The following is a 22,541-nucleotide window of genomic DNA, read 5'->3' as shown; positions in this document are numbered from 1 at the left end:
CCGTGCGTAGACTGACGGGATGCTTGAACAGATCCGCGGTCCCGCTGATCTGCAACACCTGACACAGGCGCAGCTGGACGAACTGGCCCGTGAAATCCGCGACTTCCTGATCCACAAGGTCGCGGCCACAGGTGGGCACCTGGGACCCAACCTCGGCGTCGTGGAGTTGACGTTGGCGCTGCACCGCGTCTTCGATTCGCCCCACGACCCGATCCTGTTCGACACCGGTCACCAGGCCTATGTGCACAAGATGCTCACCGGCCGCAGCCAGGATTTCGAGACGCTGCGCAAGAAGGACGGCCTGTCGGGCTACCCGTCGCGGACCGAGAGTGAGCACGACTGGGTCGAGTCCAGCCATGCCAGCTCCGCGCTGTCCTATGCCGACGGCCTGGCGAAGGCCTTCGAGCTCAACGGACACCGCAACCGGCACGTCGTCGCCGTCGTCGGCGACGGTGCGCTCACCGGCGGGATGTGCTGGGAGGCGCTGAACAACATCGCCGCATCCGGGCGCCCGGTCGTCATCATCGTCAACGACAACGGCCGCAGCTATGCACCGACGATCGGCGGGTTCGCCGAGCACCTGGCCGGCCTGCGGCTGCAGCCGGGGTACGAGCGGGTGCTCGACGAGGGTCGCAAGGCCGTCCGTGGCGTGCCGGTGATCGGCGAGTTCTGCTATCAGTGCATGCACAGCATCAAGGCCGGCATCAAGGACGCGATCTCCCCTCAGGTGATGTTCACCGATCTGGGGCTCAAGTACGTCGGCCCGATCGACGGTCACGACGAACACGCGGTGGAGAACGCGCTGCGTCACGCCCGTGGCTTCAACGCGCCGGTCGTCGTGCACGTCGTCACCCGCAAGGGGATGGGCTACGCACCGGCGGAGAACGACGAAGACGACCAGATGCACGCCTGCGGGGTCATCGACCCCGAGACCGGACTGGCCACCTCGATCCCCGGCCCCGGCTGGACGTCGACGTTCTCGGAGGCGCTGATCCGGCTGGCAGCCAAGCGGCGCGACATCGTCGCGATCACCGCGGCCATGCCGGGTCCCACTGGCCTCAGCGCGTTCCGGAAGCGGTTCCCGGACCGATTCTTCGACGTCGGCATCGCCGAGCAGCACGCCGTGACGTCGGCCGCCGGGTTGGCGATGGGCGGCTTGCACCCGGTGGTCGCCATCTACTCGACATTCCTCAACCGCGCGTTCGACCAGGTGATGATGGACGTCGCGCTGCACAAGCTTCCGGTGACGATGGTGCTGGACCGGTCCGGTGTCACCGGACCCGACGGCGCGAGCCACAACGGCATGTGGGACCTGTCGATCCTTGGCATCGTGCCCGGGATGCGCGTGGCGGCCCCACGTGACGGTGCCCGGCTACGCGAGGAACTCGGCGAGGCGGTCGACGTCAACGACGGGCCGACCGCGATCCGATTCCCGAAAGGTGATGTCGGCGAGGACATTCCGGCACTCGAGCGTCGCGGTGGCGTGGATGTGCTCGCCGTTCCGGCCGAGGGCCTGTCCGACGACGTTCTGGTGGTGGCCGTCGGGCCGTTCGCCGGCATGGCGCTGGCGGTCGCCGAACGGCTTCGCAATCAGGGCATCGGTGTGACGGTCGTCGACCCACGCTGGGTGCTGCCGGTGCCCGCGCAGATCACGGCGCTGGCCACCGGCCACAAACTGGTGGTCACGCTCGAGGACAACGGCGTGCACGGCGGTGTGGGTTCGGCGGTCTCGGGCGCACTGCGGCGTGCCGAGGTCGACGTGCCATGCCGGGACGCCGCACTGCCCCAGGAATTCTTCGCCCATGCGTCCCGCGGGGAGGTGCTCGCCGACGTCGGTCTGACCGAACGCAACATCGCCCGCCAGATCACCGGTTGGGTGGCCGCGCTGGGCGCCTCGGTGACCGAGCAGGAAGTCAGCGAACACCTCGACTGACGGCCCCGTACCGCTGTCGCTGTGAAAACAACTGGGCCCGTTCGTGTTCTGATGGCCGCACTGCTGATGGCGGCCGGCGTGCTGGGAACTGCGACCAGTTCATGGGCCTGCCGGCGACGGGTCATGACCACCCGCTCTTCCTCGGCGTCGGGCTCCTGGACCGCGACGTGCCACCGAACCTGACTCTGCGGTTCGCCGAGGAACTGGCGGCTAACGGCCAGGACATGACATTGAAGGTCTATCCCGGCGAGGACCACGGCGGCACGGTGCTGGCGTCGTTGCCGGACTCCACGCCGTTCGTGATGCGCGAGCTCAGCTGACGGCAGGTCCCGGACCCGGAGTCACCTCGACGAGGCGGGCGTCACGGATCAGGAGGAGACAGCGCATCGGTGAGGACCGGCACGGTGAGCTCGCGCTGCCACTGCCGGGCCGACGATTCGCGCAGGAAGCCGTCGATGGCGGCCACGGTGTCCTCGACGGCTTCCCAGTCCCAGCACAACCGCCGCAAGGTCTCGGGGGACAGCAGGTTCTCGGCAGGCACATCAACCCGTTGCGCGAGTTCGGTCAGCTTCGATCGCGCGGCTTCCAGGCGCAGGGCTGCCTCCGGCTTGCGCCGCGCCCACCGGGACGCCGGTGGCGGGCCGTTGGACGGTTCCGAGGAGGTGGGCGGGTCGGTGGCGGCACGGGCACGGTCCAGCGCGTCCAACCACACCTGGGCGCTGCGCCGTTGCTTCGCCCCGCCGAACACCGGCAGCGCGATCAGCTTCTCCACCGTGTCGGGGTTCACCGTCGCGGCGTTGATGATCGCGCTGTCGGGCAGGATGCGTCCGGGTGCGATGTCACGACGCCTCGCGATCTGGTCGCGGGTGGTCCACAGCTCCTGCACCGCGGCCAGGGCCCGCGGATTGCGGACCTTGTGGATGCCCGACGTGCGCCGCCAGCGGTCGCGCCTGGTCGGGGCGCCCTCGAAGGTGCGAAGGAACTCGAATTCCTGTCTCGCCCAATCGGCCTTGCCCTGGTCCTCCAGGACCTCGGCGATCGCGTGGCGCAGCTCGCCGAGGACCTCGACGTCCAGTGCGGCGTAGTTGAGCCAGTCGTCGGGTAGCGGACGCTTCGACCAGTCGGCGGCGCCGTGACCCTTGGTCAACTGCAGGCCCAGGAGCCGCTGCACCATCGCGGCGAGATTGACCCTGTCGAAGTTGGCGAGCCGCCCGGCCAGTTCGGTGTCGTAGAGCGCGGTGGGCCGCAGTCCGATCTCGGCCAGGCACGGAAGGTCCTGATCCGCGGCGTGCAGCACCCATTCATCGGTGGCGAGGACTTCGGCGACCGGCGTCATGACGGCGAGGGGGTCGCCGCCGTGCATCACGGGGTCGATCAGCACGGTGCCCGCGCCGGCGCGGCGGATCTGCACGAGGTAGGCGCGATTGGAGTATCGGAACCCCGATGCCCGTTCGGCGTCCACGGCGAAGGGTCCGGTGCCGGACGCGAGAAGGTCTGCAGCCCTGGCGATTTCGGTACGGCTAACCGACACCTCGGGCATCCCGTCCCGCGGGGCCAGCAGGGGAGTGGCCGGGGGCTCAGGATCGCCGGGCACCTCGGATACTTCAGGGTCCACGGCGGGACCGGCCGGCTCGGGTTCGGACATGTGGTCAGGCGCGGGTACGGGAGCTGAGGTCGGTCACCCCGTCGGGTGGCAGGCCGGCGGCGTGCTCGAGCACCTCGCAGAAGGCTTCGACGTGAGGGCCGAGCTCCAGCGTGGTCGCGGTCCACGACGCGCGCAGCTCGAGTTGGTGGGCACGGGGCGGTCCGGAGATGTCGCCGTAGCGGACCGAGGTGGTGGCGGTGACGGTCCCGCCGAGGGCGGTGACGTGCTCGGCCCGCTCCTCGAGCGCATCGACCAGCCAGCTCCAGGCGACTTCGGGCAGCAGCGGGTCGACGGCCTCGGTGGAGTCGAGATCGGCCTGGATATAGGCGACCAGGCGCATCGTGCCGTCCCAGGCCTCCGCGCCCTCGGGGTCGTGCAGCAGGATCAGCCTGCCGAACGCATCGCCCTCGGAGCGTTCCGGGACGATCGTCGTCTCGGCGTGCTTGACCTCGGCGCCCAGCGCGTAGCTGAACGGCGCCAGGCGCTGCGGCGGCCGGATCGGGCCCAGCTCGATCTCCGGTCGTACGGTGGTGGCATTCATGGCCGCCACCGCTTCACGGAATTGAGCCGGTTCGGCGGTGGTCACGACATCTGACGCTAGTCCATTTGGGCAGGTCTGTACTCATGGCGCGCCGATTCGATCATGACCGTGTCATGGCAGCATGGGGGGCGATGAACACGCGTCGCGAGCTGCCCGAATCGCCCTACCTGGCCGCCGTTGCCGGCCGCAAACCCCACCGCGTACCGGTGTGGATGATGCGACAGGCGGGTCGGTCGCTGCCCGAGTACCGGGCATTGCGGGCGAAGAACACGATGATGCAGGCCTGTTTCGACGCCGATCTGATCACCGAGATCACGCTGCAGCCGGTGCGCAGGCACGGCGTCGACGCGGCGATCCTGTTCTCAGACATCGTGGTGCCGCTGCGGGCCGCCGGGATCGCACTGGACATCGTCCCCGACGTCGGCCCGGTGATCGACAACCCGATCCGCACCCGCGCCGATGTCGAGGCCATCGCGCCGCTGGAGCCCGGCCAGGTCGCCCCGGTGGCCACCGCGATCTCGCAGCTGACCTCCGCACTCGGCGACGTCCCGCTGATCGGCTTCGCCGGCGCACCCTTCACGCTGGCCTCCTATCTCGTGGAGGGCGGGCCGAGCCGCAACCACGAGCACACCAAGGCGATGATGCTGGGCGAATCCGCCACCTGGCATGCCCTGATGACCGCCCTGACGGATGTGACGATCGCGTTCCTGCGCACCCAGCTCGAGGCCGGCGTGGACGCCATCCAGGTGTTCGACTCCTGGGCCGGCACATTGTCTCTGGCCGACTACCGCACCTATGTGTTGCCGCACAGTGCGCGCGTGTTCGCCTCGCTGGCCGGCTTCGGGGTCCCGATGACGCACTTCGGGGTCGGAACCGCCGAGCTGCTCGGCGCGATGTCGGAGGCCGTCGCCGGGCAGGGCGTGCCCGCGGTGGTCGGGGTGGATTGGCGGACGTCGCTGACCGATGCGGCCGCGCGGGTGCAACGCGGCTGCGCGCTTCAGGGAAATCTCGACCCGGTGGTGCTGATGGCGGGCTGGCCGGTGGTGCAGCGCGCGGTGCGCGCCGTCGTCGAGGACGGCAGGCGTGCCGTCGACGCCGGTGCCGTCGGCCACGTCTTCAACCTCGGCCACGGAGTGCTGCCCGGCACCGACCCCGAGGTGATCACCGACGCGGTGGCCTTGGTGCACGAGCTGTGACGCCCGCCAGTCGTCGCGAGTATTGCGTTGTCGGGGGCGGCATCTCGGGCCTCGTCGCCGCCTACCGACTGCGGGTGGCTGCCGGCCCGGACGCGTCGATCACGGTGCTGGACCCGGCCGACCGGCTCGGCGGTGTGCTGCGGACGGAGCGGATCAGCGGGCAGCCGTTGGATGTCGGTGCCGAGGCCTTCGTGGCGCGCAGGCCGGAGGTGCCCGCATTGCTCGCCGAGCTGGGGCTGTCGGGCAAGCAGATCGCGACCAGCGGCGCGCGACCGCTGATCTACAGCGAGGGCCGTCTGCATCCGCTGCCCAAGGACACCGTCAACGGCATCCCGTCACGGCCGTCGGCGCTGTCCGGCCTGGTCGACGACGCGACGATCCGCTGGATGCTCGACGAGCCCCGGCGACCGTTCACCTGGCGTGCGGGGGCCGACCCCAGCGTTGCCGACCTGGTCGGTGACCGATTCGGGGAGCAGGTGGTGGTCCGCTCGGTGGACCCCCTGTTGTCCGGGGTGTACGCCGGGTCGGCGGCGACGATCGGGATCCGCGCGGCGGCGCCGACGGTCGCCGCAGAGCTGGACCGCGGCGCCCGGAGCCTGACCGAGGCGGTGGTGGCGGCCTTGCCGCCGCCGCTGACCGGTTCGGTGTTCGGTGCGGTCGACGGCGGATACACGGTCCTGGTCGACGAACTGGTGCGCCGGTCCGGGCTGCGCTGGGCGCAGGTCGCCGTCCGCGGAGTTCAGCGGGCGCCGCGGGGGTGGGAGCTCGTCGATGACGAGGGCACCCGCTGGTCCGCCGACGCGGTGGTGCTCGCCGTCCCCGCGCCGCGGCTGCCCGCACTCGTCGCCGACCTCGCGCCTCGCAGCGCGGCGGCGGCACGCAAGATCCCGGTCGCGTCGGCGGCGGTGGTGGCCCTCGCGTTGCCGGGCGGCACGCCGCTGCCCGAACAGTCCGGGGTGCTGGTCGCGGGCCGGGGGCGGTTGCACACCAAGGCGGTGACGTTGTCGTCGCGCAAGTGGGGGCGGCGCGGCAGCGTCGAGATGGTCCGGCTGTCGTTCGGCCGGTTCGGCGACGACGTGGCGCGCAGTGTCGGCGACGAGGACCTGTTGAGCTGGTCGGGGGAGGACCTCACGACCCTGTTCGGGATCTCGGTCGAGCCGGTCGATCACCGCGTGGCCCGGTGGATCGACGCGATGCCGCAGTACGGACCGGGTCACACGGATGTCGTCGCCGAGCTGCGGGCGGGGCTGCCGGCCGGGTTGGCGGTGGCCGGCGCCTATCTTGACGGCATCGGGGTGCCTGCGTGTGTCGCGGCCGCGACGCGGGCGGCGGCGGCCGTGGTGGTCGACGGGAGCTGAGCGGGAACTGCGACCGGGGCGAGCGAAGCGACGGGGGATGTGACCGGGGCGAGCGAAGCGACGGGGGATGTGACCGGGGCGAGCGAAGCGACGGGGGATGTGACCGGGGGCGAGCGAAGCGACGGGGCATGTGACCGTGGCACGATAGGCGCATGGCCAAGCTCGACTACGACACCCTCAACTCCACGATCCGCTACCTGATGTTCTCGGTCTTCTCCGTGCGGCCGGGCGCGCTGGCCTACGAGGATGACGCGCGCGCGGACGTCGCCGAGGAGACCGCGGCGTTCCTCAAGCTGCAGGAGGAGAAGGGGGTCGTGGTGCGCGGCCTGTACGACATCGCCGGGATGCGCGCCGACGCCGACTTCATGATGTGGACCCACGCCGAGAGCATCGAGGCGTTGCAGTCCACTTATTCGGATCTGCGCCGCACCACCACGCTCGGCCGCGCGTCCACCCCGGTATGGAGCAACGTGGCGCTGCACCGGCCCGCGGAGTTCAACAAGAGCCACATCCCGGCGTTCCTGGCCGGTGAGGAGCCCGGCGCCTACATCTGCGTCTACCCGTTCGTCCGGTCCCTCGACTGGTACCTGCTGCCCGACGAGGAGCGTCGGCGGATGCTGTCCGAGCACGGGATGGCGGCGCGCGGTTACAAGGATGTGCGGGCCAACACGGTGCCCGCGTTCGCGCTGGGCGACTACGAGTGGCTGCTGGCGTTCGAGGCTCCCGAACTGCACCGCATCGTCGACCTGATGCGCGATCTGCGGGCCACCGACGCCCGCCGCCATGTGCGGGAGGAGACCCCGTTCTTCACCGGGCCGCGGGTCACGGTCGAGCAGCTCATCGCCACCCTTCCGTAGGAATTTGCTGAAAGATCTTCGCCGAGCCCGTCTCTCGCAGGGTGTGCTGTCCGCCGCGATCCGCCGCAGTAACCGCTCGCTGGTCATCCGCCGCACGTGACGGCTCTGTGACGAGAGCGTCAAATCATCCCGTGCCTGGCTGCGGCTGTTGCTAGCATCGTCCGGTGCCGAACGCCAGGCTGTTGGGGGCAGTCATCGTCGCAGTGGGTGCCGGTTTTTCCGCGTTGCAGCTGAGCGACTGGAGTGGACAACCGGCGATCCGGTTTGCCGCAGATCTCGTCGTTCTCGCCATCGCGCTGTTCGCCACGGTGTGCGCCGCGACCGCCGCACGGCGATTGCTGGGCAGGCGCCGCGCCGCATGGGCATGTGTGGCGTTCGGCGCCGGTGGCTTCGCGGCCGGTCAACTGGTGTGGGCCTACAACGGCCTGGTCCGCGGCACGGTTGAATTCCAGTCGTGGGCCGACGTGGGGTATGCCATGCAACCCATCGGCACGGTACTCGGCCTGATGTTCCTGCTGGGTGGCCATCCACGTGCGACGAGGCTTCGGGTGCTGCTCGACGGCGTGATCATGGCCGGTGCGCTGTTCGGTGCGACCTGGGTGATGCTGCTGAACACCGTGTATGCCGCTCGGGTCATGAAACCGACGGCGTTGGCGTTGACGCTGGCATACCCCTTCGCCGACATCGCGGTGGTCACCATTGCGCTGCTGCTGTTGGTACGCGTCCCGGCCGGGGACCGCGCCATGGTGGCGATGCTGACGGCGGGGCTGGTCCTCATCGCAGTCGCGGACACCGCGTACGCCTATGTGACGACGGTGGAAGGCCAGTATCTCGAGTCGATCTCGCTCGGGTATGCGTGGGGCTTCTTGGCCATCGGGGGCGCCGCCCTGGTCAGCCGTGGGGCATCGCGAGGATCCGAGGCCCAGCCGTGGGTGCCGTCGCGGGTGTCGATGTGGTTGCCGTTCGTGCCGGTCACGATCGCCGTGGCGGTGTGCGCTCCGGTGATGGTCCCGATGCTGGGGCCTCTGTACATCGTCGGGATCATCACGGTGTTCGCCGTGATGATCCGCCAGTACCTGGTACTCGACCAGAGCCATCGGCTGCTGGCCGAGGTGTCCGACCAGGTGATGCGTGACCCGCTGACGGGCCTGGCGAGCCGGACGCTGTTCCAGAGCCGACTGGACCGCGCAATGGAGGCGCCGCGCAGTGACACGCGTTCGGTGGCGGTGCTGCTGATGGATCTCGACGACTTCAAACTCGTCAACGACAGCCACGGGCACGCCATGGGGGACGCCATGCTGGTGCGCTTCGCCGAACGCCTGAGCGGCGCCGTGCGCCCATGCGACACGGCGGCCCGGCTCGGCGGTGACGAGTTCGCGGTCTTGATGGAGGGTGACGACGGGTCCGTGCAGACGGTGGCGCAGCGCGTGGTCCATGCCTTCGACGGGCCGTTCACCGTCGCGGGACACGAGCTGTGGGTGCGCCCGAGCGTGGGTCTGGCGATGACCATGACCGACGGCGCCGAGATCACCGCCGATGAGCTGCTCATGCAGGCCGATGTCGCGATGTACGCGGCGAAGAAGTCGCGGTCGGGTGGACTGCACGTTTTCGGTGCCGACATGGCGCACAGCGAGAACTCCGCGGGCGTGCTGGTCGCCGACACCAGGAGTCGCGCCGGGGGTCGCATCGCCTCCCGGCAGCTCACCGAGCTGCGGCTGGCGATCGAGCACGGCGGTCTCAGCGTGGTCTACCAGCCGAAGTTCGACGTGCGAACCCGCCAGATCGTGGGAGTGGAGGCGCTGGTCCGCTGGCCGCACCCGCGGCGGGGACTGCTTGTCCCCGAGCAGTTTCTGCCGTTGGTGCGTGAGCACGGCCTGATGCGTTCGGTGACGTCGCTGGTGCTGGATCGGGCGTTGGACGACGCTGCCCGGTGGTACGCCAAGGGTGTCGGGGTGCCCGTCGCAGTCAACGTGTTCGCCCCGTCGATCAGCGACACCGATCTGCCCGGCCAACTCGTGCACGCACTCGACAGCAGGTGCCTGCCGCCGGAGATCCTGACCGTCGAGATCACCGAAGACCAGCTGCTGCAGGACATGGCGCAGACCCCGGTGGTGTTGACCATGCTGCGGGACTGCCGGATTCGCATCGCGATCGACGATTTCGGTAGCGGCTACTCGGCGCTGTGGTACCTGCGCGATTTCCTGGTCGACGAGGTCAAGCTCGACCGGGAGTTCATCGCGCCCATCCTGACGCAGCCGGCCTCGGCCGCGATCGTTCGCGCGGTGATCGACCTCGCGCACGTGCTGGGAGTGATCCCCGTTGCCGAGGGCGTCGAGAACGCCGAGACCGCGGCCAGATTGCTCGAGTATGGCTGTGATGTCGCCCAGGGGTACTACTACAGTCCACCGCTGCCCGCACCGGCCGTGTTGGAGCTGCTGGAATCGCAGCGTCGGGTTCAGAACAGCCGGGACGGGGACGATCCGGTCGGTGGGGACGACTACGAACCCGACGGCACGAGGCGCAGCGAGATCGAGTTGATGCAGTAGCGCTGATCGGTCGGTGTCGGGTAGCCCTCACCCTCGAAGACGTGCCCGAGGTGGCTGTGGCAGTTGGCGCACACCACCTCGACACGGTGCATCCCCAGCGTGTCGTCCGAGCGCAGGAGCACCGCGCTCGAGTCGGCCGGATCGAAGAAAGACGGCCAGCCGCAATGCGATTCGAACTTCTCGCTGCTGCGGAACAACTCGGCGCCGCACGCGCGGCACTGGTAGACGCCCTCGGTCTTGGTGTCGGTGTATTCGCCGGTGAAGGGCCGCTCGGTGCCGGCCCGACGCAGCACGGCGAACTCTTCGGGGTTGAGGCGTTCGCGCCACTGGTCGTCGCTGAGAACCAGCGCCGGACCCGGCGCGGCGTCTGACCCGGAACCTGTCGCAGTCATGGGTCTCAGGCTACCCGCCGGGCTTGGCTCCCGACGCTGCGTACTGCGTGACCCAGGGCGGGTCGATGCCGTCGTCGAGCCGACCGTCGTCCTTGGCGTCGAGGTAGCGGTACAGCAGCACCAGGAACACCACGATCGACAACAACGACCAGCCGTAGGTGATCTTCAGGTATTCCAGCGCCCGGCCGGTGGTCGGCCAGTGCATCAATAGCCAGCGGTCCATCGTCGTGAATCCGTAGATCGCCAGCCACGCCACCCAACTTCGGATCGCCGAGTTCGGCAGCACGACCGTCATCAGGAACGGGAACAGCATCATCGAGTAGTAGCCCTGCCCGAGGGACAGCACCAGCCACGAGGTCAGCAGCAGGACGCCCGAGGAGGTCAGCATCCAGAACAGCGGGTCGCGGGTGCGGTAGTGGCGGTACAGCAGCCACAGCGAGGCCGCGCCGAGGACGGCGAAGGCGACGCGCAGCAGCATGATCAGCCACATCGGAAGGCCGTAGTAGACGCCGTTGCCCAGGATCGAGCTGTTGAAGTAGTCGCGGGTCGACAGGATGTAGGGCAGCGTGCGGGTGACGAAGCTCATCGGGTCGCTGATCAGCGGCCAGGCCACGGCGTTGAACACCGCGGGGACGGCGAAGGCGGTCACCAGTGCGCGCCACTGGCGGTTGAGCAGCGGCAGCAAGAGCAGCGGCGCGAGCAGTGGTTTGACCACGAGCGTCAGGCCGATGGCCACGCCCGCCCACCATTCGTGGCTCCGGTTGCCGTCTAGCAGCCACCGGAAGAACAGCACCTCCAGCAACAGGATCGGTCCGTTGATGTTCCCGAAAACCAGGGTGTTGGTGACGTTTTCGGTGCAGAACATGGCGAGCAGCAGCGCGGGTGCGGCCACCGAGGCGAGGGTGAACTTGAACAGCCGCAGCAGGAAGTACGCCGCGAGCAGGATCGCGAGCGTGTTGAAGAAGATGAACCAGTACCGCGAGGCTTCCACCGGCAGATACCCGAACGGCGCCATGATCAGCGTGCCGCCGGGGGGATACAGGTAGTGCGGGTCGACGTGGTTGAAGTTCTCGTTGTAGATGTCCCAGCCGAGCTTGAAGTTCACCACGGCGCGGTACACGGGCGCGAAGTCGTCGGTGATGTAGCCGTTGGTGGCGAGGACGAAGCTGCGGTGGATGATCGACAGGATCGCCAGCGGCCACAGGATGGAGCGCAGGACCGACGCGGTGCTGGGTGGGGACGTGCGAGGCCGGAAAGCGGTCAGAACAAGATCACGCACGTGCGCACCGTACCCGAACGAGTGGCCGGGGCGCGGTAGGGGATGGCCGCGACATGACCAGCCTCAGGCCGGGCAGTACGTGTCGGTTTCCGGCAACTGGCCGGTGTCCAGGTACTTGAGCACCGGTGGCAGTGCGCACGACGAGTAGATGGCCGCGCCGTGTCCGATGCCCTGCCACATCACCCGCCGGTTCGACGAACCTGCGTTGATGGCGGTCGCCGCCACTGCCGCGACGCCTTCGTTGCCGACGACGGGATCGTTCTGCACACCGAGCAGCAGGGTCGGGATCCTGAGGTCTTTGGGTTCCTGCGGCGCGGTGCCGCTGGGCCAGTTGAGGCACTTCACCATGTCGAGCGCTCCGACGGTGCCGAACTGCGGATACAGCTTGTCCCATGCGACGACGAGTTCGCGGACCCGGTCGGGGGTCGGCCGGTTCAGCGCGTCGCTGCAGGTGTTGACGAACTGGCCGTCGGTCTGGCGCAGCGTCTCGGCCTGGTTGATCAGGTTGTTCAGCCGGTTGGTGTTGCCGGAGCGGGCGTCGGCGACCGCGAGGGCGAGTTCGTTGCCTGCGCCGACCCTGTCGCCGCGCGGGAAGGCCAGCGTGGTGGAGATCGCGTCGGCGACGGCGGCCACCGACACCCCGCCGGGGCCGTTGCCTGCGCGCGCCGATTCCAGCAGCGAGTCGACGGCGCCCTTGGGATCGCTTCCCAGTGGGCAGTTCGTCGCCTGGCACTGGGTCGCCCACGCATCCAAAGCGGCCTGCTCACCCTTGACGCGCTGCTCGGTGGCGGCTTCGGCGGCGATGCCCAGGGGCAGGGGAGAGTCCAGGATGAGCCTGGCCACCTTGCTCGGGTGTGACCCGGCGTAGGCCAGCGCCACCTGCGCGCCGTTGCCGACGCCCATCAGGGCCAGGGCGGGGACGTCCCACGTGGTGCGCAGCCGCTCGAGATCCTCGGCGGCGTGGACGTTGTCGTACGCCGAATCGCCGGGGGCGATGGTGTCGGTGCAACTCGTGGTGGCCGTGATCGTCACCGCGCCGAGGTTGGCGACGGGGTCGTCGCCGGACTGGAACTGGGCCTGCTCGAACATCTCCTGGCGGTCGAACAGGTCGCGGCAGTCCAGCGCCCCCGACATGCCGATGCCGCGGCGGTCCACGGCGACGACGGGGTGCTGGGCCAGCACGTCGGCGCCGGCGCGCGACAGCCACACCGGCAGCTGCACCGATGTGGGTAGGTCCGAACCGGTGGTCATCACGAGCGGCCCTGCGTCGCCGGGGGTCTGCGCGGATCTGGCGCGGACCACCCCGATGCTGACGGTCCCGGTCGCGCCTTTGAGGGAGTCGAGGTCGGCGTCGTAGCTGGCGCATTCGAGCGAGACGCCGGGGATCGGGTCGAGCGCGGCCTCGCGGAACATCCGCGACGTGCAGTCGCGCCAGGACAGATCGTTCTTCGGTGCTTCGATCGCCGGTGGGCCGGCCGGCTGGTCAGTGGTCTCGGTGGCACCTTGGGGTCCCGCCCCGGAGTCGGTGGCGTAGCGCGGGTTTGCGGCCAGGCCGGGCGAACAGCCGGCCACGACCACGGACGCCGCGACGGCCAGCACGGCGGCCCGAGCGCGCGGAGCACGGAGCAGTCGACGCATGCCGACCACAGTACTGACCGGTGTCATCGAGCCGCGCTGGAGCGCGGCGGGTCGCGGCGGGCATAGCGCAGGTAGAGGTAGCCGTCGTCGTCGGTGAGCGCGTGGTGCAGCCGCATCGCGGTGTGCACTTCGGCGGGACCGGTCACGATGCGGCCGGACCCGCCGCCGACGAGCACCGGCGCCACCGTCAGGCACAGCTCGTCGAGCAGGTCGTGTTCGGTGAACATGCCGAGAACGCCCGGGCCCCCTTCGGTCAGGACCCGCGTCAGTCCGCGGTCGGCCAGCAGGCCGAGCGCGGTGCGCAGATCCACCGAGTCGGGGTGCTCGCCGGAGGCGTCGAGGACCTCCGCGAGCCTGCCGAGGCGCGCCGTGGTGTCGGCGACGGCGTCGGCGCTGGTCAAGATCAGCGGGGGGACGTCGGTGCGGTGGAACAGTTTCGCGTCGCGCTTCAGGCTGCCGAACCGGGTCAGCACCGCGATCGGCGGAACCTCGGCCTGCCCGCGTCCTCGACGTGCCTGCCGTTGCGCCGCGCCGAGCCGGACCCCCGAGTAGTTCTCCACCCGCACCGTGGACGCGCCGACCACGATCACGTCGGCGAGCTCGCGCAGCACCCCGAACACCGCACGGTCGCCGGCACCGCCCAGATCGCCGGACTTGCCGCTGCTGGTCGCCCCACCGTCGACCGACGCGATCATGTTGCCCCGCACCCAGCACGACCGCAGGACGTCGGGGTCGGTATCCGGATAGGTGTAGCGCTGGGTGAGCAGGCCGGTGTCGACTTCGTCGATCCGGCCCAACACTGTGAACTGCGTCCCGTCACCCTCGGCGGACATACGCAGAATCACAGCACGCCGTTAAGGTGCCTGCATGCACGGGTCCAGCGGTGTCGGGCATCTGGTCGATCGACATCCCAGCGTCACGCCGGAACGGCTGATCGCTCAGCTGATCCCGCCGCCGACGTTCGCCGACGTCAGCTTCGACACCTACCGGCCCGATCCGGGCGAGCCGTCGCAGGCCGCGGCGGTGCAGGCGTGCCGCCGGTTCTGCGAGCAGGCGGTGCAGCGGCGGGCCGGAAAGAAGAAGCTGTTCGGCAAGCGCGAGGTGCTGCCAGGGGTGGGGGTGTATCTCGACGGCGGGTTCGGTGTCGGCAAGACCCACCTGCTGGCGTCGTCGTACTACGCGGTGGGCGGAGCCCCCGAGAGCAAGCGGGCCTTCGCCACGTTCGGTGAGCTGACCCAGCTGGCGGGGGTGTTCGGGTTCGTCGAGTGCATCGAGCTGCTGTCCGACTATGTCCTGGTCTGCATCGACGAGTTCGAGCTCGACGACCCCGGCAACACCACCCTGATCTCGCGGCTGCTGTCCCAACTCGTCGAACGTGGCGTCTCGGTGGCGGCGACGTCCAACACGTTGCCCGAGCAGTTGGGTGAGGGACGGTTCGCCGCGCAGGACTTCCTGCGGGAAATCCACACGCTGGCAGCGATGTTCACCACCGTGCGCATCGAGGGGCCCGACTACCGCCACCGCGACCTGCCGCCCGCACCGGAACCGCTGAGCGATGCCGGGGTCGCCGACCGCGCAGCCGCCGTGCCCGGGGCGACGCTCGACGACTTCGATGTGCTGTGCGCGCATCTGGCGACGATGCATCCCTCGCGCTATCTGACGCTGATCGAAGGGGTGTCGCAGGTCTTCCTCACCGGCGTGCACCCCATCGACGACCAGAACGTCGCGCTGCGCCTGGTGTCGCTGACCGATCGGCTCTACGACGCCGGGATCCCGGTGGTGGCGTCGGGAGCCAAGCTGGACACCATTTTCAGCGACGAGATGCTCGCCGGCGGTTTCCGTAAGAAGTACCTGCGGGCGACCTCACGACTGCTGGCGTTGACCGCCGCCGGTCAACTCGGGCGCACCATCACGTAGTCGGCCTCGATGTGGGCGCCGAGCCGGAAGGTCTTGGTGCCGGTGATCGCGAAGCCGTGCTTGGCGTAGAAGCGTTGTGCGCGCGTGTTCTGCTGGTTGACGCCGAGCCACACGCACGCCGCGCCCAGCGTCGTGGCCTCGTTCAGTAGCCCCGACATCAGCATCGCGGACACCCCGGCGCCGTGGGCGGCGGGCAGCACGTACAGCTTCGACAGCTCGACGCTCGGGCGGGCGGTGATCGCGCCCGCGACGTCGGGGTCGGTGGGCTCGCCGCGAATCATCATGGCGTACCCCACGATCCGGCCGTCCTCGACCGCGGTGAGCACCGTTCGCTCGGGGTCGGCCAGGTAGTCGCCGAAGCGCCCGGGGGTGAGGTTCTCGGCGATGAAGGCCGCGACATCCTCGGGTGCGACGGACGGGGGGCAGGCCAGCGGGAAGGTGCGGGCGGCGACGTCGGCCAGCTCGGCCAGCCGGGACGGGGCGGCCGGGACGATCTCGGCGGTCACAGCGTCGGGTGTCAGGCCACGTTCCACTGCGCCAGGTGGACACCGCTGATCTTGTCGAGCAGCACGACGTTGGAGACCAGGTCGCGGTAGCAGTCCCACCAGATGCCGCCGGTGAACGTCTGGCCTACTCGCGCGTTCTGCATGCCGAACTGCAGTGCATCGGGAGAGTCGCTGTTGCGCGGCTCGTAGCATCGCCGGTCGGGGTGACCCCGCGGAACTGACAGGTGATGGCCATCGCGTACGGGGTGGGCACCTGCACCGGGGTGATGGTGATGTCGGCGCGGAAGACCTGGTAGCGCGGTGCGCGGGGCGGATAGCCGAATCCCGGGGGCACCGGAGCGGGCAGGATGTTGTTGACGGTGACGTCGGCGATCAGCCCCTTGAACTCCACGCGCAGCGGCTCACCGAGACGGCCGATCGGAATGGTGGCCGCTGTCGCCGACGGTGCCAGCAGACCTCCGAGGGCTGCCGATGTGGCGATCAGCAGCGCGAGCCAGCGACGCATGGTGTTGTGTCCCCTCCTAGGCGTGCTTCGCATGATCGCATACGCGGCCCGTGGCCAGGAGTGGTTGGCGGTCAGGACACACAGGGCCGGGTTGTTTCCCGTCCTCACGCGGCTTCCAGTTCCAGCAGGGTTGCTTTGGCCAAGGGTCCGCCGACGTACTGGCCGGTGGAGCCGTCCGAGCGCACGACGCGGTGACACGGGATGACGACCGGCAGCGGGTTGTGCGCGCAGGCGGTGCCGACGGCGCGGACCGCGCGGGGACGGCCGATCGCGGCGGCGACTTCTGCGTAACTCTCCCGGCGGCCGTAGTCGATGTCGCGCAGATGCTCGATGACGCTTCGCCGGAACCCGTCGGCCAGGCTCAGGTCGACGGGCACGTCGAAGCTGGTGCGCCGCTTGGCGAAGTACTCGTCGAGCTGGCGGGCCGCGCGGTCCAGGCGCGCGGCGGAGCGCAGGATCCGCGGGCTGAGCTGTTCGGCGAGTCGGGCCAGCACCGCGTCGTGGCCCTCGACGTCGAAGGCGACCCGCACCAGGCCGGCGGCGGTGGCCGCCAGCAGCAGGGTGCCGACGGGCGTGTCGAGGGTCCGGTAGGCGACGTCGAGCAGTCCCGCGGGTTCCGCGGTGGCGGTCAGGCGGTCACGAAGGCGCTGCAGGGTGTCGTCCTCGTCGAGCAGTGATCCACTGAAAATGTTGTCGTTCATGCTGATTCGTCCTTCTTCCAGTGCTTGCGCAGGGTCTTGATGCCGTCGGCGGCGGCGCGGCGGGCAGCGTCGGGGGAGTTGCCGAGGATCACGGCGATCTCGGCGAACGGGAGCCCGGCGATGTGGTGGTAGGCCACGGCGTGACGTTGCTTGTCGGGAAGCCGCTGCAGCGCGGCCCACAGGTCGGGGTCGCGGGCGGCGGGATCGGCCCGGGTGTCGGCACGCTCGGGCAGCGTCGCGGTGGGGACGGGGCGCCGGGAGCGGGCGCGGCCGATGTCGAGGGCCCGGCGATGGGCGATGGTCACCAGCCAGGCCTCGACGTTCGCGTCCGCGGGCAGGTCGGGGTAGGCCCGCAGGGCCGACAGGAACGTGTCGGACCACGCATCCTCGGCGTCGCCGGGGCCCACGACCGCGCGGCAGACCCGAAGCACGGCCGCGCCGTGTTCGGTCACCAGGTCGTCGAACGGTCGCATCCTCACATCATGAAGACGTCGGGGTACGCCCAGATGTGAGATCAGGACTTGGTGATCGCCTCCAGGGCGGCGAGCAGGTCGCGCTCGAAGCGGTCCCAGTCGATCCCGGCGTTGTGGAGCAGGCCGTCGTCGTCCTCTTCCTCGTAGAGCGCCAGCAGCAGGTGCTCGGTACCGATGTAGTTGTGGCCGAGCCGCAGGGCCTGACGAAACGTGAGTTCGAGTGCCTTCTTGGCGCGCGGATCGAAAGGGATCAGGGCCGGGACGTCGTCGACCCGCGGCGGCAGGGTGATGGTGTCGGCGACGGCGGTGACGTCGATTCCCTGTCCGGCCAACAGTCGCGCGGCCAGGCCCGTCGGGTCGGCGCACAGGCCGAGCACCAGGTGCGTGGGTTGGATCTCCGGGTTGCCGGCGTCGTGGGCCTTGTTCTGGGCCTGCACGACGACGTTGCGAGCCCGTTCTGTGAACCGGCTGAAGCCGGCGTTGGGGTCGAGCGCGTCGGCGGCCGTCGGGGTCTTGGGCACGAACCGCTTCTGGGCGGCCTGCTTCGTGACGCCCATGCACTGGCCGATCTCGGTCCACGATGCGCCGGATCGGCGGGCCTGGTCGACGAAGTGCCCGATGAGGTGGTCGGCGACGTCGCCGAGGGCCTGCGCGGCCAGCACGGCGTCGGTCAGCTGTTCGAGGGGCTCGTCGTGCACCTGCTTGATGACGTCGATGAGATCGTCGAGGCGGACGGGGTGGCTGATCTTCGCGGTCATGCGTCAACCTTAAGTTGACGAACCAGAATCGTCAACCCTGGGTTGACGATGTCCCGCGCGGTTAGCCGCGCCGGACGGTGCGGTCGAGGATGCCGAGGGTCGCGCGCAGTGCACCCTCGGACACGACGGGGAAGATGTCGGCGTCGCGCCAGTGCTGGTCGATATCGGACCAGTCGTAGAACGACGTGACCAGCGTGCCCTCGTCGGCAGGCTCGAGGCGGTAGCCGTACACATGGCCGATCTGTGGCTTGATCTGGCCGAGGATCGTCCACGCGATCAGCTGGTCCTGGACGAACTCGCTGATCTGCACGGTGACGTCGTAACGGCCCAGTGGGAAGTCGTTGAGTGCCTCGCGGTCCATGTGGACGACGAAGCTGTCCCCGACCGCGCGGACGGGTCCGCCGTCGGCGTCCTGCAACATGCCGGTGGCGTCGATGGCGACGTGGCCCTGCGGATCGCAGAGGACCGCGAAGATATCGGCGGCCGGGGCGGGAATCGTGCGCGGCACCTCGATGCGCTCGGTCATGGCACGATCGTGTCAGGCGAGGCAGTGGTGTGGATCACTCGGGGGTTTCGCCCTGCGCGAAGTCAGGGAATCCCACCGGCGATGCGGGCACACGACAGGACGACCACGACGCAACCGCGGATGCTGCGGCGGGCCTTGGACTTCATCCATGCCAACGCCCAGTACGAGATCACCATCCGCGACATCGCAGCGGCCAGCGGCGTCACGCCGCGGGCGATCCAGTACGCGTTCCGGGAGCACCTGAACCTGACGCCGCTGGAGTATCTGCGGCGGGTGCGTCTGGAGCGTGCCCACCGCGAACTGAAGTCGGCGGACCCCGCGCTGGAAACCGTCACGTCGATCGCGGGCCGGTGTGGGTTCAGCCATCCCGGTCGATTCAGCAGCGCCTACAAGCAGGTGTTCGGAACCGAACCGAGCAGAACGTTGCGCAGCTAGGCCCGTCAGCGGGGAAAGAAGCGGCCGTCGGCGCTGGTGAGGAAACCTGGTTGCCAGCCTTGGGGGCCGCGGCACAGCAGGGGGCGGCCGTCGGGAGCCTGGGCGGCGGCCTGCGGCTTCGGGCACGGTGCGCCGATGTCCTGGACACCCTGCAACGCGTAGGTCGCCTGCCAGAATCCGGTGTACACCGGCGGCCATTGATTGGGGATCCACCGGCACTGCAGCGCTTCGCCACCGGGGCCGCGGCCGAACGTGAACAGTTCCATGTTGGTGCACGGGCCGGTGAGGTGGGCGTCGTACACCATGCCGGGTACGTCGGTGGCGTAGCGCCCTGGCTCGTCGGGATAGTCCGTGCCCGGCTCAGCTGTCGCGGCCGGTGCCGCGCACATGGCAGCGGCGCCGATGGCGGTCGCAACGAGCAACTCGCGAAGCATGTCCCACCCCTAGGGTCGTCTGAACCGTGCTGGCGTCACCGCGAAGACTATCGGGTATGGCGGGCCCGTCGCGGTCTTTCGGTACCAGCAAACACGATCTCGGCCCGCCACCTGGGGGGGTTGGTGGCGGGCCGAGTGTATCGGGGTTGTCTGTCGGTTGGTCGTCGATCTGACTTTGAAGGTATGGACGCAACCTGAGAGCGACCTGATAAATACATAGGTCCCGGCTGCGAAAGCGGTAACGATCAGACCACCTATCGCGGAGCGTGTGCAGCGCGTGGGGTGTTCAGCGTTGCTTGCTGCAGCAGTAGTGCATGAGCACCGTGGCGTGCGGCACGATCTCGGCCAAACCGGGGTATGGGCCGTCGGCGAAGATCTCCATCACGTAGCCGGGTGCCGGGGTGTTCATGCCGGCGACAAGGGCGGCCCGATAGCCGTATTCGCGCAGCAGCGCGACTTCGGCGGGGTCGGAGTCGTCGCGGTCGGTGGCGGCAATGAAGACGGCTCCGTTCCGAACCGCGGCGGCGGTGGCGGGGTAATCGTCGAAGCTGTACACGCTCTGTTCGGCCGGCGCCAAGAGGCGTAGACCGGAGCTGGTCAATGAACTCTCAAGTCCTGCAACGGCTTTGACGCCGCGACGATCGTCGGTGACGATTGAGACGCACCAGGCGGCTGCGCCGGCGATGCGGGTGAGTTCCACAGCGAGCATCTCCAGGGTCGACAGTAGCGGTAGCGCGGGCTCGTGGACCGCGACGACGCGTGCGACCAGCCGGTCCATCTGGCGCTGCAGGGGAGTGTCGGGCCGTCGTCTCGAGTCGTGCGCGGGCTGCTGCCGGGCGGGGGCGCAATGGACGGCGAGCCGGCCGGGGCCGAGCTTCTTGGCCTCGAGCAGTGCCGCGTCGGCGGCGGCGATGAGTTCCCCGTCGCAGGCGATCTGGTCGCTCACGGTGGCCGCTCCCCAACACAGCGACACCGCCGGGCTGACTTCGGCGGTGAGCAGCCGAGTGACGTCACATGCCAGGCGCTGCGCATCCGACAGCGTGGAGTTGGGCATCATGATGCAGAACTCGTCGCCGCCCAGGCGGGCCACGAGGGCGTCGGGCACGGTCGAAGCCGCAGCGCTGAGGACGTCGGCGACCGCGCGAAGCAGTGCGTCACCGGCAGGGTGACCGTGCTGATCGTTGACGACCTTCAACCCGTCGAGGTCACCCATCAGCAGCGTCGCCCGCTCGCCGCCGTCCTTGCAGTCGCTCAGTCGCTCATCGAGGGCGCGACGGTTGGCCAGCCCGGTCAGCGCATCCTCGTTGGCGCACCGCGACATTTCGCTGAAGATCTTCGCCGTTTCGATCGCGATCGACAGCTGGGTCGCGATGGCCTGCAGTATCTGGATGTCTCTGCCGCCGAAGCGGCGCCCCTCGTGTCCCGCGGCCCACAACTCACCCCACATCGCCCCCGCGACCATGACCGGCACGGCGAGTTCGCTCTCCTTCTCCAGCGACCTGATGAGCGCGACGGCGTCGTCGTCGGCGTCGTGATCGTCGATGGAGTTGACGTAGGGCTCGCCGTGCCGCAGAAGGTCGGTGACGAGGCGGTACTCGGTCAACGGGTAGAACTCGTCTTCGGGCCAGCGTTCTTCGCCCGGACCGAGGGCGCCGACGTTGATCAAGGTGCGCAGCACGCCGCGCTGTCGTTCCCACCGGCTGATCGAGAACGAGGCCGCATCGAGAATGAGAAGGCTCTGCTCGGCGACGACCTCCAGGGCCTGGTTCAGATGGCGTGCGCCGGAGACCGCCTGAGAGATTCGCAGGGCCGCGCGGATTGCTGAGATATCCAAGTCCCCGGGCAATTCCGAGGACCGTGATGATAGGGAACCGCGGCGGGTGAACGGCGGTCCTGTGGCGCGCCTAGCTGACGACGTCTGCGACAGATTGGGAGCCCATCGCCGTGGCTCTGAAGGAATCAATGCACCCCCTTGAGCTGGACTCGGGTATCAACTGTAAGCGCAATGAGGAGGGGTGGGCCGACAGTTCATCTCTTTTGACGCACTCGTCAGTGGCCCTCTGCCGGCGACGCTGATTGATCGAGACCGAGAATGCGTGATCTCCGGCGGTCGTGTCTGCCGCGCAAAGTGTCTCTTACCGGCTGGCGGGGCCGGGGCCACCGCTTCCGGCGTTGGCCGGGCCACACATACTGGCCGCCGCCGCCGCAAACGCTGAGGCGAGTGCGAGGCGGCGCAAGTAAGCGAATGTGGCGTGGTGTCATGTGTGCTCCCGCGGGATTCGGCGCATGTGGCCTCGAGCAAATCTCGAAGTTGGCGGAAGCTCACTACGACTCGTGTTGGATAATGCTCAACTCTCCGTCCGTTAGCTGGTCATGCTCAGATTATTGGCCAGCTGGCCGAAGATAGTTGACGGAGCAAGAACCAGCGCTGGCTACCTCTCCATCACGAGATTGAGCGATGAACTTTGAAGTCGGGCGCTTGAACATGGGACAAGATGCTGGAGCTTGGCACCCGCGAGGCTGGCCACCTCCCGCGAGATTCTGATCTTGAACTCGAAGGCCTCGCATGGCAAATGATCACAAGTTTGCTGAAATTACTGGTCTGTGACGGTGGTCACTGCTACGCTCTGTGCGTGGTAGGGCTGTCAGCTGATGGTTCCCGCCTAAACTTGGGACGGTATCTATGGGAAATCCTTCAAAACCGTTCGTTTCCGGCATTGCCGCCAGCACATTGATCCTGTTGGCGTCAGCGCCGGCATTTGCCGCAGCGCCGGGTGAGCTTGTCTCCGAGGTGTGCACGTCTTGTACCAACGGGGTTACCGGATTGCTGGTCGGGGGGCAGGGCAGCTACGCCGTGCTCACCGAAGAGCAAATGTCGACGGCGTTCGGCGGGTACTTCGC

20 protein-coding genes and 2 pseudogenes are annotated in these 22,541 nt (G+C 68.8%); 8 read left to right on the top strand and 14 right to left on the bottom strand.

The annotated features are described in order from the left end of the window. Nucleotides 1-19: 19 nt before the first annotated feature. Together dxs and H7I57_RS19075 are read left to right on the top strand one after the other, a co-directional pair. The gene (gene dxs, locus H7I57_RS19080) at nucleotides 20-1,933 is read left to right on the top strand and encodes a 1-deoxy-D-xylulose-5-phosphate synthase (protein WP_264025323.1); all 1,914 of its coding nucleotides are present in this window, start codon (nucleotides 20-22) and stop codon (nucleotides 1,931-1,933) included. 92 nt (nucleotides 1,934-2,025) lie between these two features. Beyond that, nucleotides 2,026-2,253: pseudogene (locus H7I57_RS19075) on the top strand (prolyl oligopeptidase family serine peptidase); the annotation flags it as partial. Nucleotides 2,254-2,294: 41 nt separating this feature from the next. Here H7I57_RS19075 and H7I57_RS19070 read toward each other — a convergent pair. Together H7I57_RS19070 and H7I57_RS19065 are read right to left on the bottom strand one after the other, a co-directional pair. Continuing rightward, entirely contained in the window at nucleotides 2,295-3,578 is a 1,284-nt protein-coding gene (locus tag H7I57_RS19070; RefSeq protein WP_264025322.1) for an HRDC domain-containing protein, read from the bottom strand. 4 nt (nucleotides 3,579-3,582) lie between these two features. Then, on the bottom strand, nucleotides 3,583-4,119 hold the full coding sequence (locus tag H7I57_RS19065) for a DUF3000 domain-containing protein (RefSeq protein WP_308204383.1): 537 nt from the start codon (nucleotides 4,117-4,119) through the stop codon (nucleotides 3,583-3,585). Nucleotides 4,120-4,250: 131 nt separating this feature from the next. Between H7I57_RS19065 and hemE the strand changes: the two genes are divergently transcribed. The 4 genes from hemE to H7I57_RS33520 all read left to right on the top strand — a co-directional run bounded on the left by hemE (nucleotide 4,251) and on the right by H7I57_RS33520 (nucleotide 10,076). Continuing rightward, nucleotides 4,251-5,315 (top strand): uroporphyrinogen decarboxylase, encoded by a 1,065-nt coding sequence (hemE, locus tag H7I57_RS19060; protein ID WP_264025320.1) that lies wholly within the window; start codon nucleotides 4,251-4,253, stop codon nucleotides 5,313-5,315. After that, a complete protein-coding gene (locus tag H7I57_RS19055; protein ID WP_264025319.1) occupies nucleotides 5,312-6,673 on the top strand; it encodes a protoporphyrinogen oxidase in 1,362 nt (453 codons plus the stop codon). The genes hemE and H7I57_RS19055 overlap by 4 nt, the downstream gene beginning before the upstream one ends. Before the next feature lie 152 nt (nucleotides 6,674-6,825). After that, nucleotides 6,826-7,530 (top strand): hydrogen peroxide-dependent heme synthase, encoded by a 705-nt coding sequence (gene hemQ / locus H7I57_RS19050; RefSeq protein ID WP_264025318.1) that lies wholly within the window; start codon nucleotides 6,826-6,828, stop codon nucleotides 7,528-7,530. A gap of 164 nt (nucleotides 7,531-7,694) precedes the next feature. Then, entirely contained in the window at nucleotides 7,695-10,076 is a 2,382-nt protein-coding gene (locus H7I57_RS33520) for a putative bifunctional diguanylate cyclase/phosphodiesterase (protein WP_264025317.1), read from the top strand. On the opposite strand, the gene msrB is transcribed toward H7I57_RS33520, so the two are convergent. From msrB to H7I57_RS19025, 4 genes are all read right to left on the bottom strand, one after another. Further along, nucleotides 10,028-10,468: a peptide-methionine (R)-S-oxide reductase MsrB gene (gene msrB, locus H7I57_RS19040; protein WP_264025316.1), complete on the bottom strand. Its 441-nt coding sequence runs from the start codon at nucleotides 10,466-10,468 to the stop codon at nucleotides 10,028-10,030. The two genes, H7I57_RS33520 and msrB, sit on opposite strands and share 49 nt — an antisense overlap. Before the next feature lie 10 nt (nucleotides 10,469-10,478). Next, on the bottom strand, nucleotides 10,479-11,747 hold the full coding sequence (gene aftC / locus H7I57_RS19035) for an arabinofuranan 3-O-arabinosyltransferase (RefSeq protein ID WP_264025315.1): 1,269 nt from the start codon (nucleotides 11,745-11,747) through the stop codon (nucleotides 10,479-10,481). A gap of 63 nt (nucleotides 11,748-11,810) precedes the next feature. Next, complete coding sequence (locus H7I57_RS19030) at nucleotides 11,811-13,385, bottom strand: alpha/beta fold hydrolase (RefSeq protein WP_264025314.1); 1,575 nt, start codon at nucleotides 13,383-13,385, stop codon at nucleotides 11,811-11,813. Between the two features lie 23 nt (nucleotides 13,386-13,408). Then, nucleotides 13,409-14,218, bottom strand: a complete 810-nt coding sequence (locus H7I57_RS19025; protein ID WP_264025313.1) for a pyrimidine reductase family protein — start codon at nucleotides 14,216-14,218, stop codon at nucleotides 13,409-13,411. A 34-nt stretch (nucleotides 14,219-14,252) separates the two neighbouring features. On the opposite strand from H7I57_RS19025, the gene zapE reads away from it, so the two are divergent. After that, nucleotides 14,253-15,302 carry a cell division protein ZapE gene (gene zapE, locus H7I57_RS19020; RefSeq protein WP_264025312.1) on the top strand — a complete coding sequence of 350 codons (1,050 nt, stop codon included), beginning with the start codon at nucleotides 14,253-14,255 and terminating at the stop codon, nucleotides 15,300-15,302. On the opposite strand, the gene H7I57_RS19015 is transcribed toward zapE, so the two are convergent. The 6 genes and pseudogenes from H7I57_RS19015 to H7I57_RS18990 all read right to left on the bottom strand — a co-directional run bounded on the left by H7I57_RS19015 (nucleotide 15,278) and on the right by H7I57_RS18990 (nucleotide 18,771). Beyond that, nucleotides 15,278-15,835, bottom strand: a complete 558-nt coding sequence (locus H7I57_RS19015) for a GNAT family N-acetyltransferase (RefSeq protein WP_372510286.1) — start codon at nucleotides 15,833-15,835, stop codon at nucleotides 15,278-15,280. The two genes, zapE and H7I57_RS19015, sit on opposite strands and share 25 nt — an antisense overlap. Next, nucleotides 15,820-16,313 (bottom strand): annotated as a pseudogene (locus tag H7I57_RS19010) (hypothetical protein). The gene H7I57_RS19015 and the pseudogene H7I57_RS19010 overlap by 16 nt, the downstream one beginning before the upstream one ends. Nucleotides 16,314-16,417: 104 nt before the next feature. After that, complete coding sequence (locus H7I57_RS19005) at nucleotides 16,418-17,014, bottom strand: methylated-DNA--[protein]-cysteine S-methyltransferase (RefSeq protein ID WP_264025310.1); 597 nt, start codon at nucleotides 17,012-17,014, stop codon at nucleotides 16,418-16,420. Then, nucleotides 17,011-17,487 carry an RNA polymerase sigma factor gene (locus H7I57_RS19000; RefSeq protein ID WP_264025309.1) on the bottom strand — a complete coding sequence of 159 codons (477 nt, stop codon included), beginning with the start codon at nucleotides 17,485-17,487 and terminating at the stop codon, nucleotides 17,011-17,013. The genes H7I57_RS19005 and H7I57_RS19000 overlap by 4 nt, the downstream gene beginning before the upstream one ends. Before the next feature lie 41 nt (nucleotides 17,488-17,528). After that, entirely contained in the window at nucleotides 17,529-18,245 is a 717-nt protein-coding gene (locus H7I57_RS18995; RefSeq protein WP_264025308.1) for a Clp protease N-terminal domain-containing protein, read from the bottom strand. 61 nt (nucleotides 18,246-18,306) lie between these two features. Continuing rightward, nucleotides 18,307-18,771 (bottom strand): SRPBCC family protein, encoded by a 465-nt coding sequence (locus H7I57_RS18990; protein ID WP_264025307.1) that lies wholly within the window; start codon nucleotides 18,769-18,771, stop codon nucleotides 18,307-18,309. 81 nt (nucleotides 18,772-18,852) lie between these two features. On the opposite strand from H7I57_RS18990, the gene H7I57_RS18985 reads away from it, so the two are divergent. After that, on the top strand, nucleotides 18,853-19,206 hold the full coding sequence (locus tag H7I57_RS18985; protein WP_264025306.1) for a helix-turn-helix transcriptional regulator: 354 nt from the start codon (nucleotides 18,853-18,855) through the stop codon (nucleotides 19,204-19,206). A 5-nt stretch (nucleotides 19,207-19,211) separates the two neighbouring features. Here the strand turns inward: H7I57_RS18985 and H7I57_RS18980 are convergent, their stop codons facing one another. Together H7I57_RS18980 and H7I57_RS18975 are read right to left on the bottom strand one after the other, a co-directional pair. Beyond that, on the bottom strand, nucleotides 19,212-19,640 hold the full coding sequence (locus H7I57_RS18980) for a hypothetical protein (RefSeq protein WP_264025304.1): 429 nt from the start codon (nucleotides 19,638-19,640) through the stop codon (nucleotides 19,212-19,214). 286 nt (nucleotides 19,641-19,926) lie between these two features. Then, nucleotides 19,927-21,474: a GGDEF domain-containing protein gene (locus H7I57_RS18975; protein ID WP_264025303.1), complete on the bottom strand. Its 1,548-nt coding sequence runs from the start codon at nucleotides 21,472-21,474 to the stop codon at nucleotides 19,927-19,929. Nucleotides 21,475-22,541: the final 1,067 nt, after the last annotated feature.

It is taken from the genome of Mycolicibacterium pyrenivorans (assembly GCF_025821625.1).
Lineage (GTDB): Bacteria > Actinomycetota > Actinomycetes > Mycobacteriales > Mycobacteriaceae > Mycobacterium > Mycobacterium pyrenivorans.
This window is presented reverse-complemented; position numbering and strand designations above follow the sequence as displayed.

Bases quoted from the DNA above. Each gene is read 5' to 3' on its own strand.
- zapE (WP_264025312.1), top strand. From the start codon at position 14,253: ATGCACGGGTCCAGCGGTGTCGGGCATCTGGTCGATCGACATCCCAGC.
- H7I57_RS18990 (WP_264025307.1), bottom strand. From the start codon at position 18,771: ATGACCGAGCGCATCGAGGTGCCGCGCACGATTCCCGCCCCGGCCGCC.
- H7I57_RS18980 (WP_264025304.1), bottom strand. From the start codon at position 19,640: ATGCTTCGCGAGTTGCTCGTTGCGACCGCCATCGGCGCCGCTGCCATG.
- hemQ (WP_264025318.1), top strand. From the start codon at position 6,826: ATGGCCAAGCTCGACTACGACACCCTCAACTCCACGATCCGCTACCTG.
- H7I57_RS18985 (WP_264025306.1), top strand. From the start codon at position 18,853: ATGCGGGCACACGACAGGACGACCACGACGCAACCGCGGATGCTGCGG.
- H7I57_RS19030 (WP_264025314.1), bottom strand. From the start codon at position 13,385: ATGCGTCGACTGCTCCGTGCTCCGCGCGCTCGGGCCGCCGTGCTGGCC.
- H7I57_RS19065 (WP_308204383.1), bottom strand. From the start codon at position 4,119: ATGAATGCCACCACCGTACGACCGGAGATCGAGCTGGGCCCGATCCGG.
- hemE (WP_264025320.1), top strand. From the start codon at position 4,251: ATGAACACGCGTCGCGAGCTGCCCGAATCGCCCTACCTGGCCGCCGTT.
- H7I57_RS19025 (WP_264025313.1), bottom strand. From the start codon at position 14,218: ATGTCCGCCGAGGGTGACGGGACGCAGTTCACAGTGTTGGGCCGGATC.
- dxs (WP_264025323.1), top strand. From the start codon at position 20: ATGCTTGAACAGATCCGCGGTCCCGCTGATCTGCAACACCTGACACAG.
- H7I57_RS19005 (WP_264025310.1), bottom strand. From the start codon at position 17,014: ATGAACGACAACATTTTCAGTGGATCACTGCTCGACGAGGACGACACC.
- H7I57_RS18995 (WP_264025308.1), bottom strand. From the start codon at position 18,245: ATGACCGCGAAGATCAGCCACCCCGTCCGCCTCGACGATCTCATCGAC.
- msrB (WP_264025316.1), bottom strand. From the start codon at position 10,468: ATGACTGCGACAGGTTCCGGGTCAGACGCCGCGCCGGGTCCGGCGCTG.
- H7I57_RS19000 (WP_264025309.1), bottom strand. From the start codon at position 17,487: ATGCGACCGTTCGACGACCTGGTGACCGAACACGGCGCGGCCGTGCTT.
- H7I57_RS19070 (WP_264025322.1), bottom strand. From the start codon at position 3,578: ATGTCCGAACCCGAGCCGGCCGGTCCCGCCGTGGACCCTGAAGTATCC.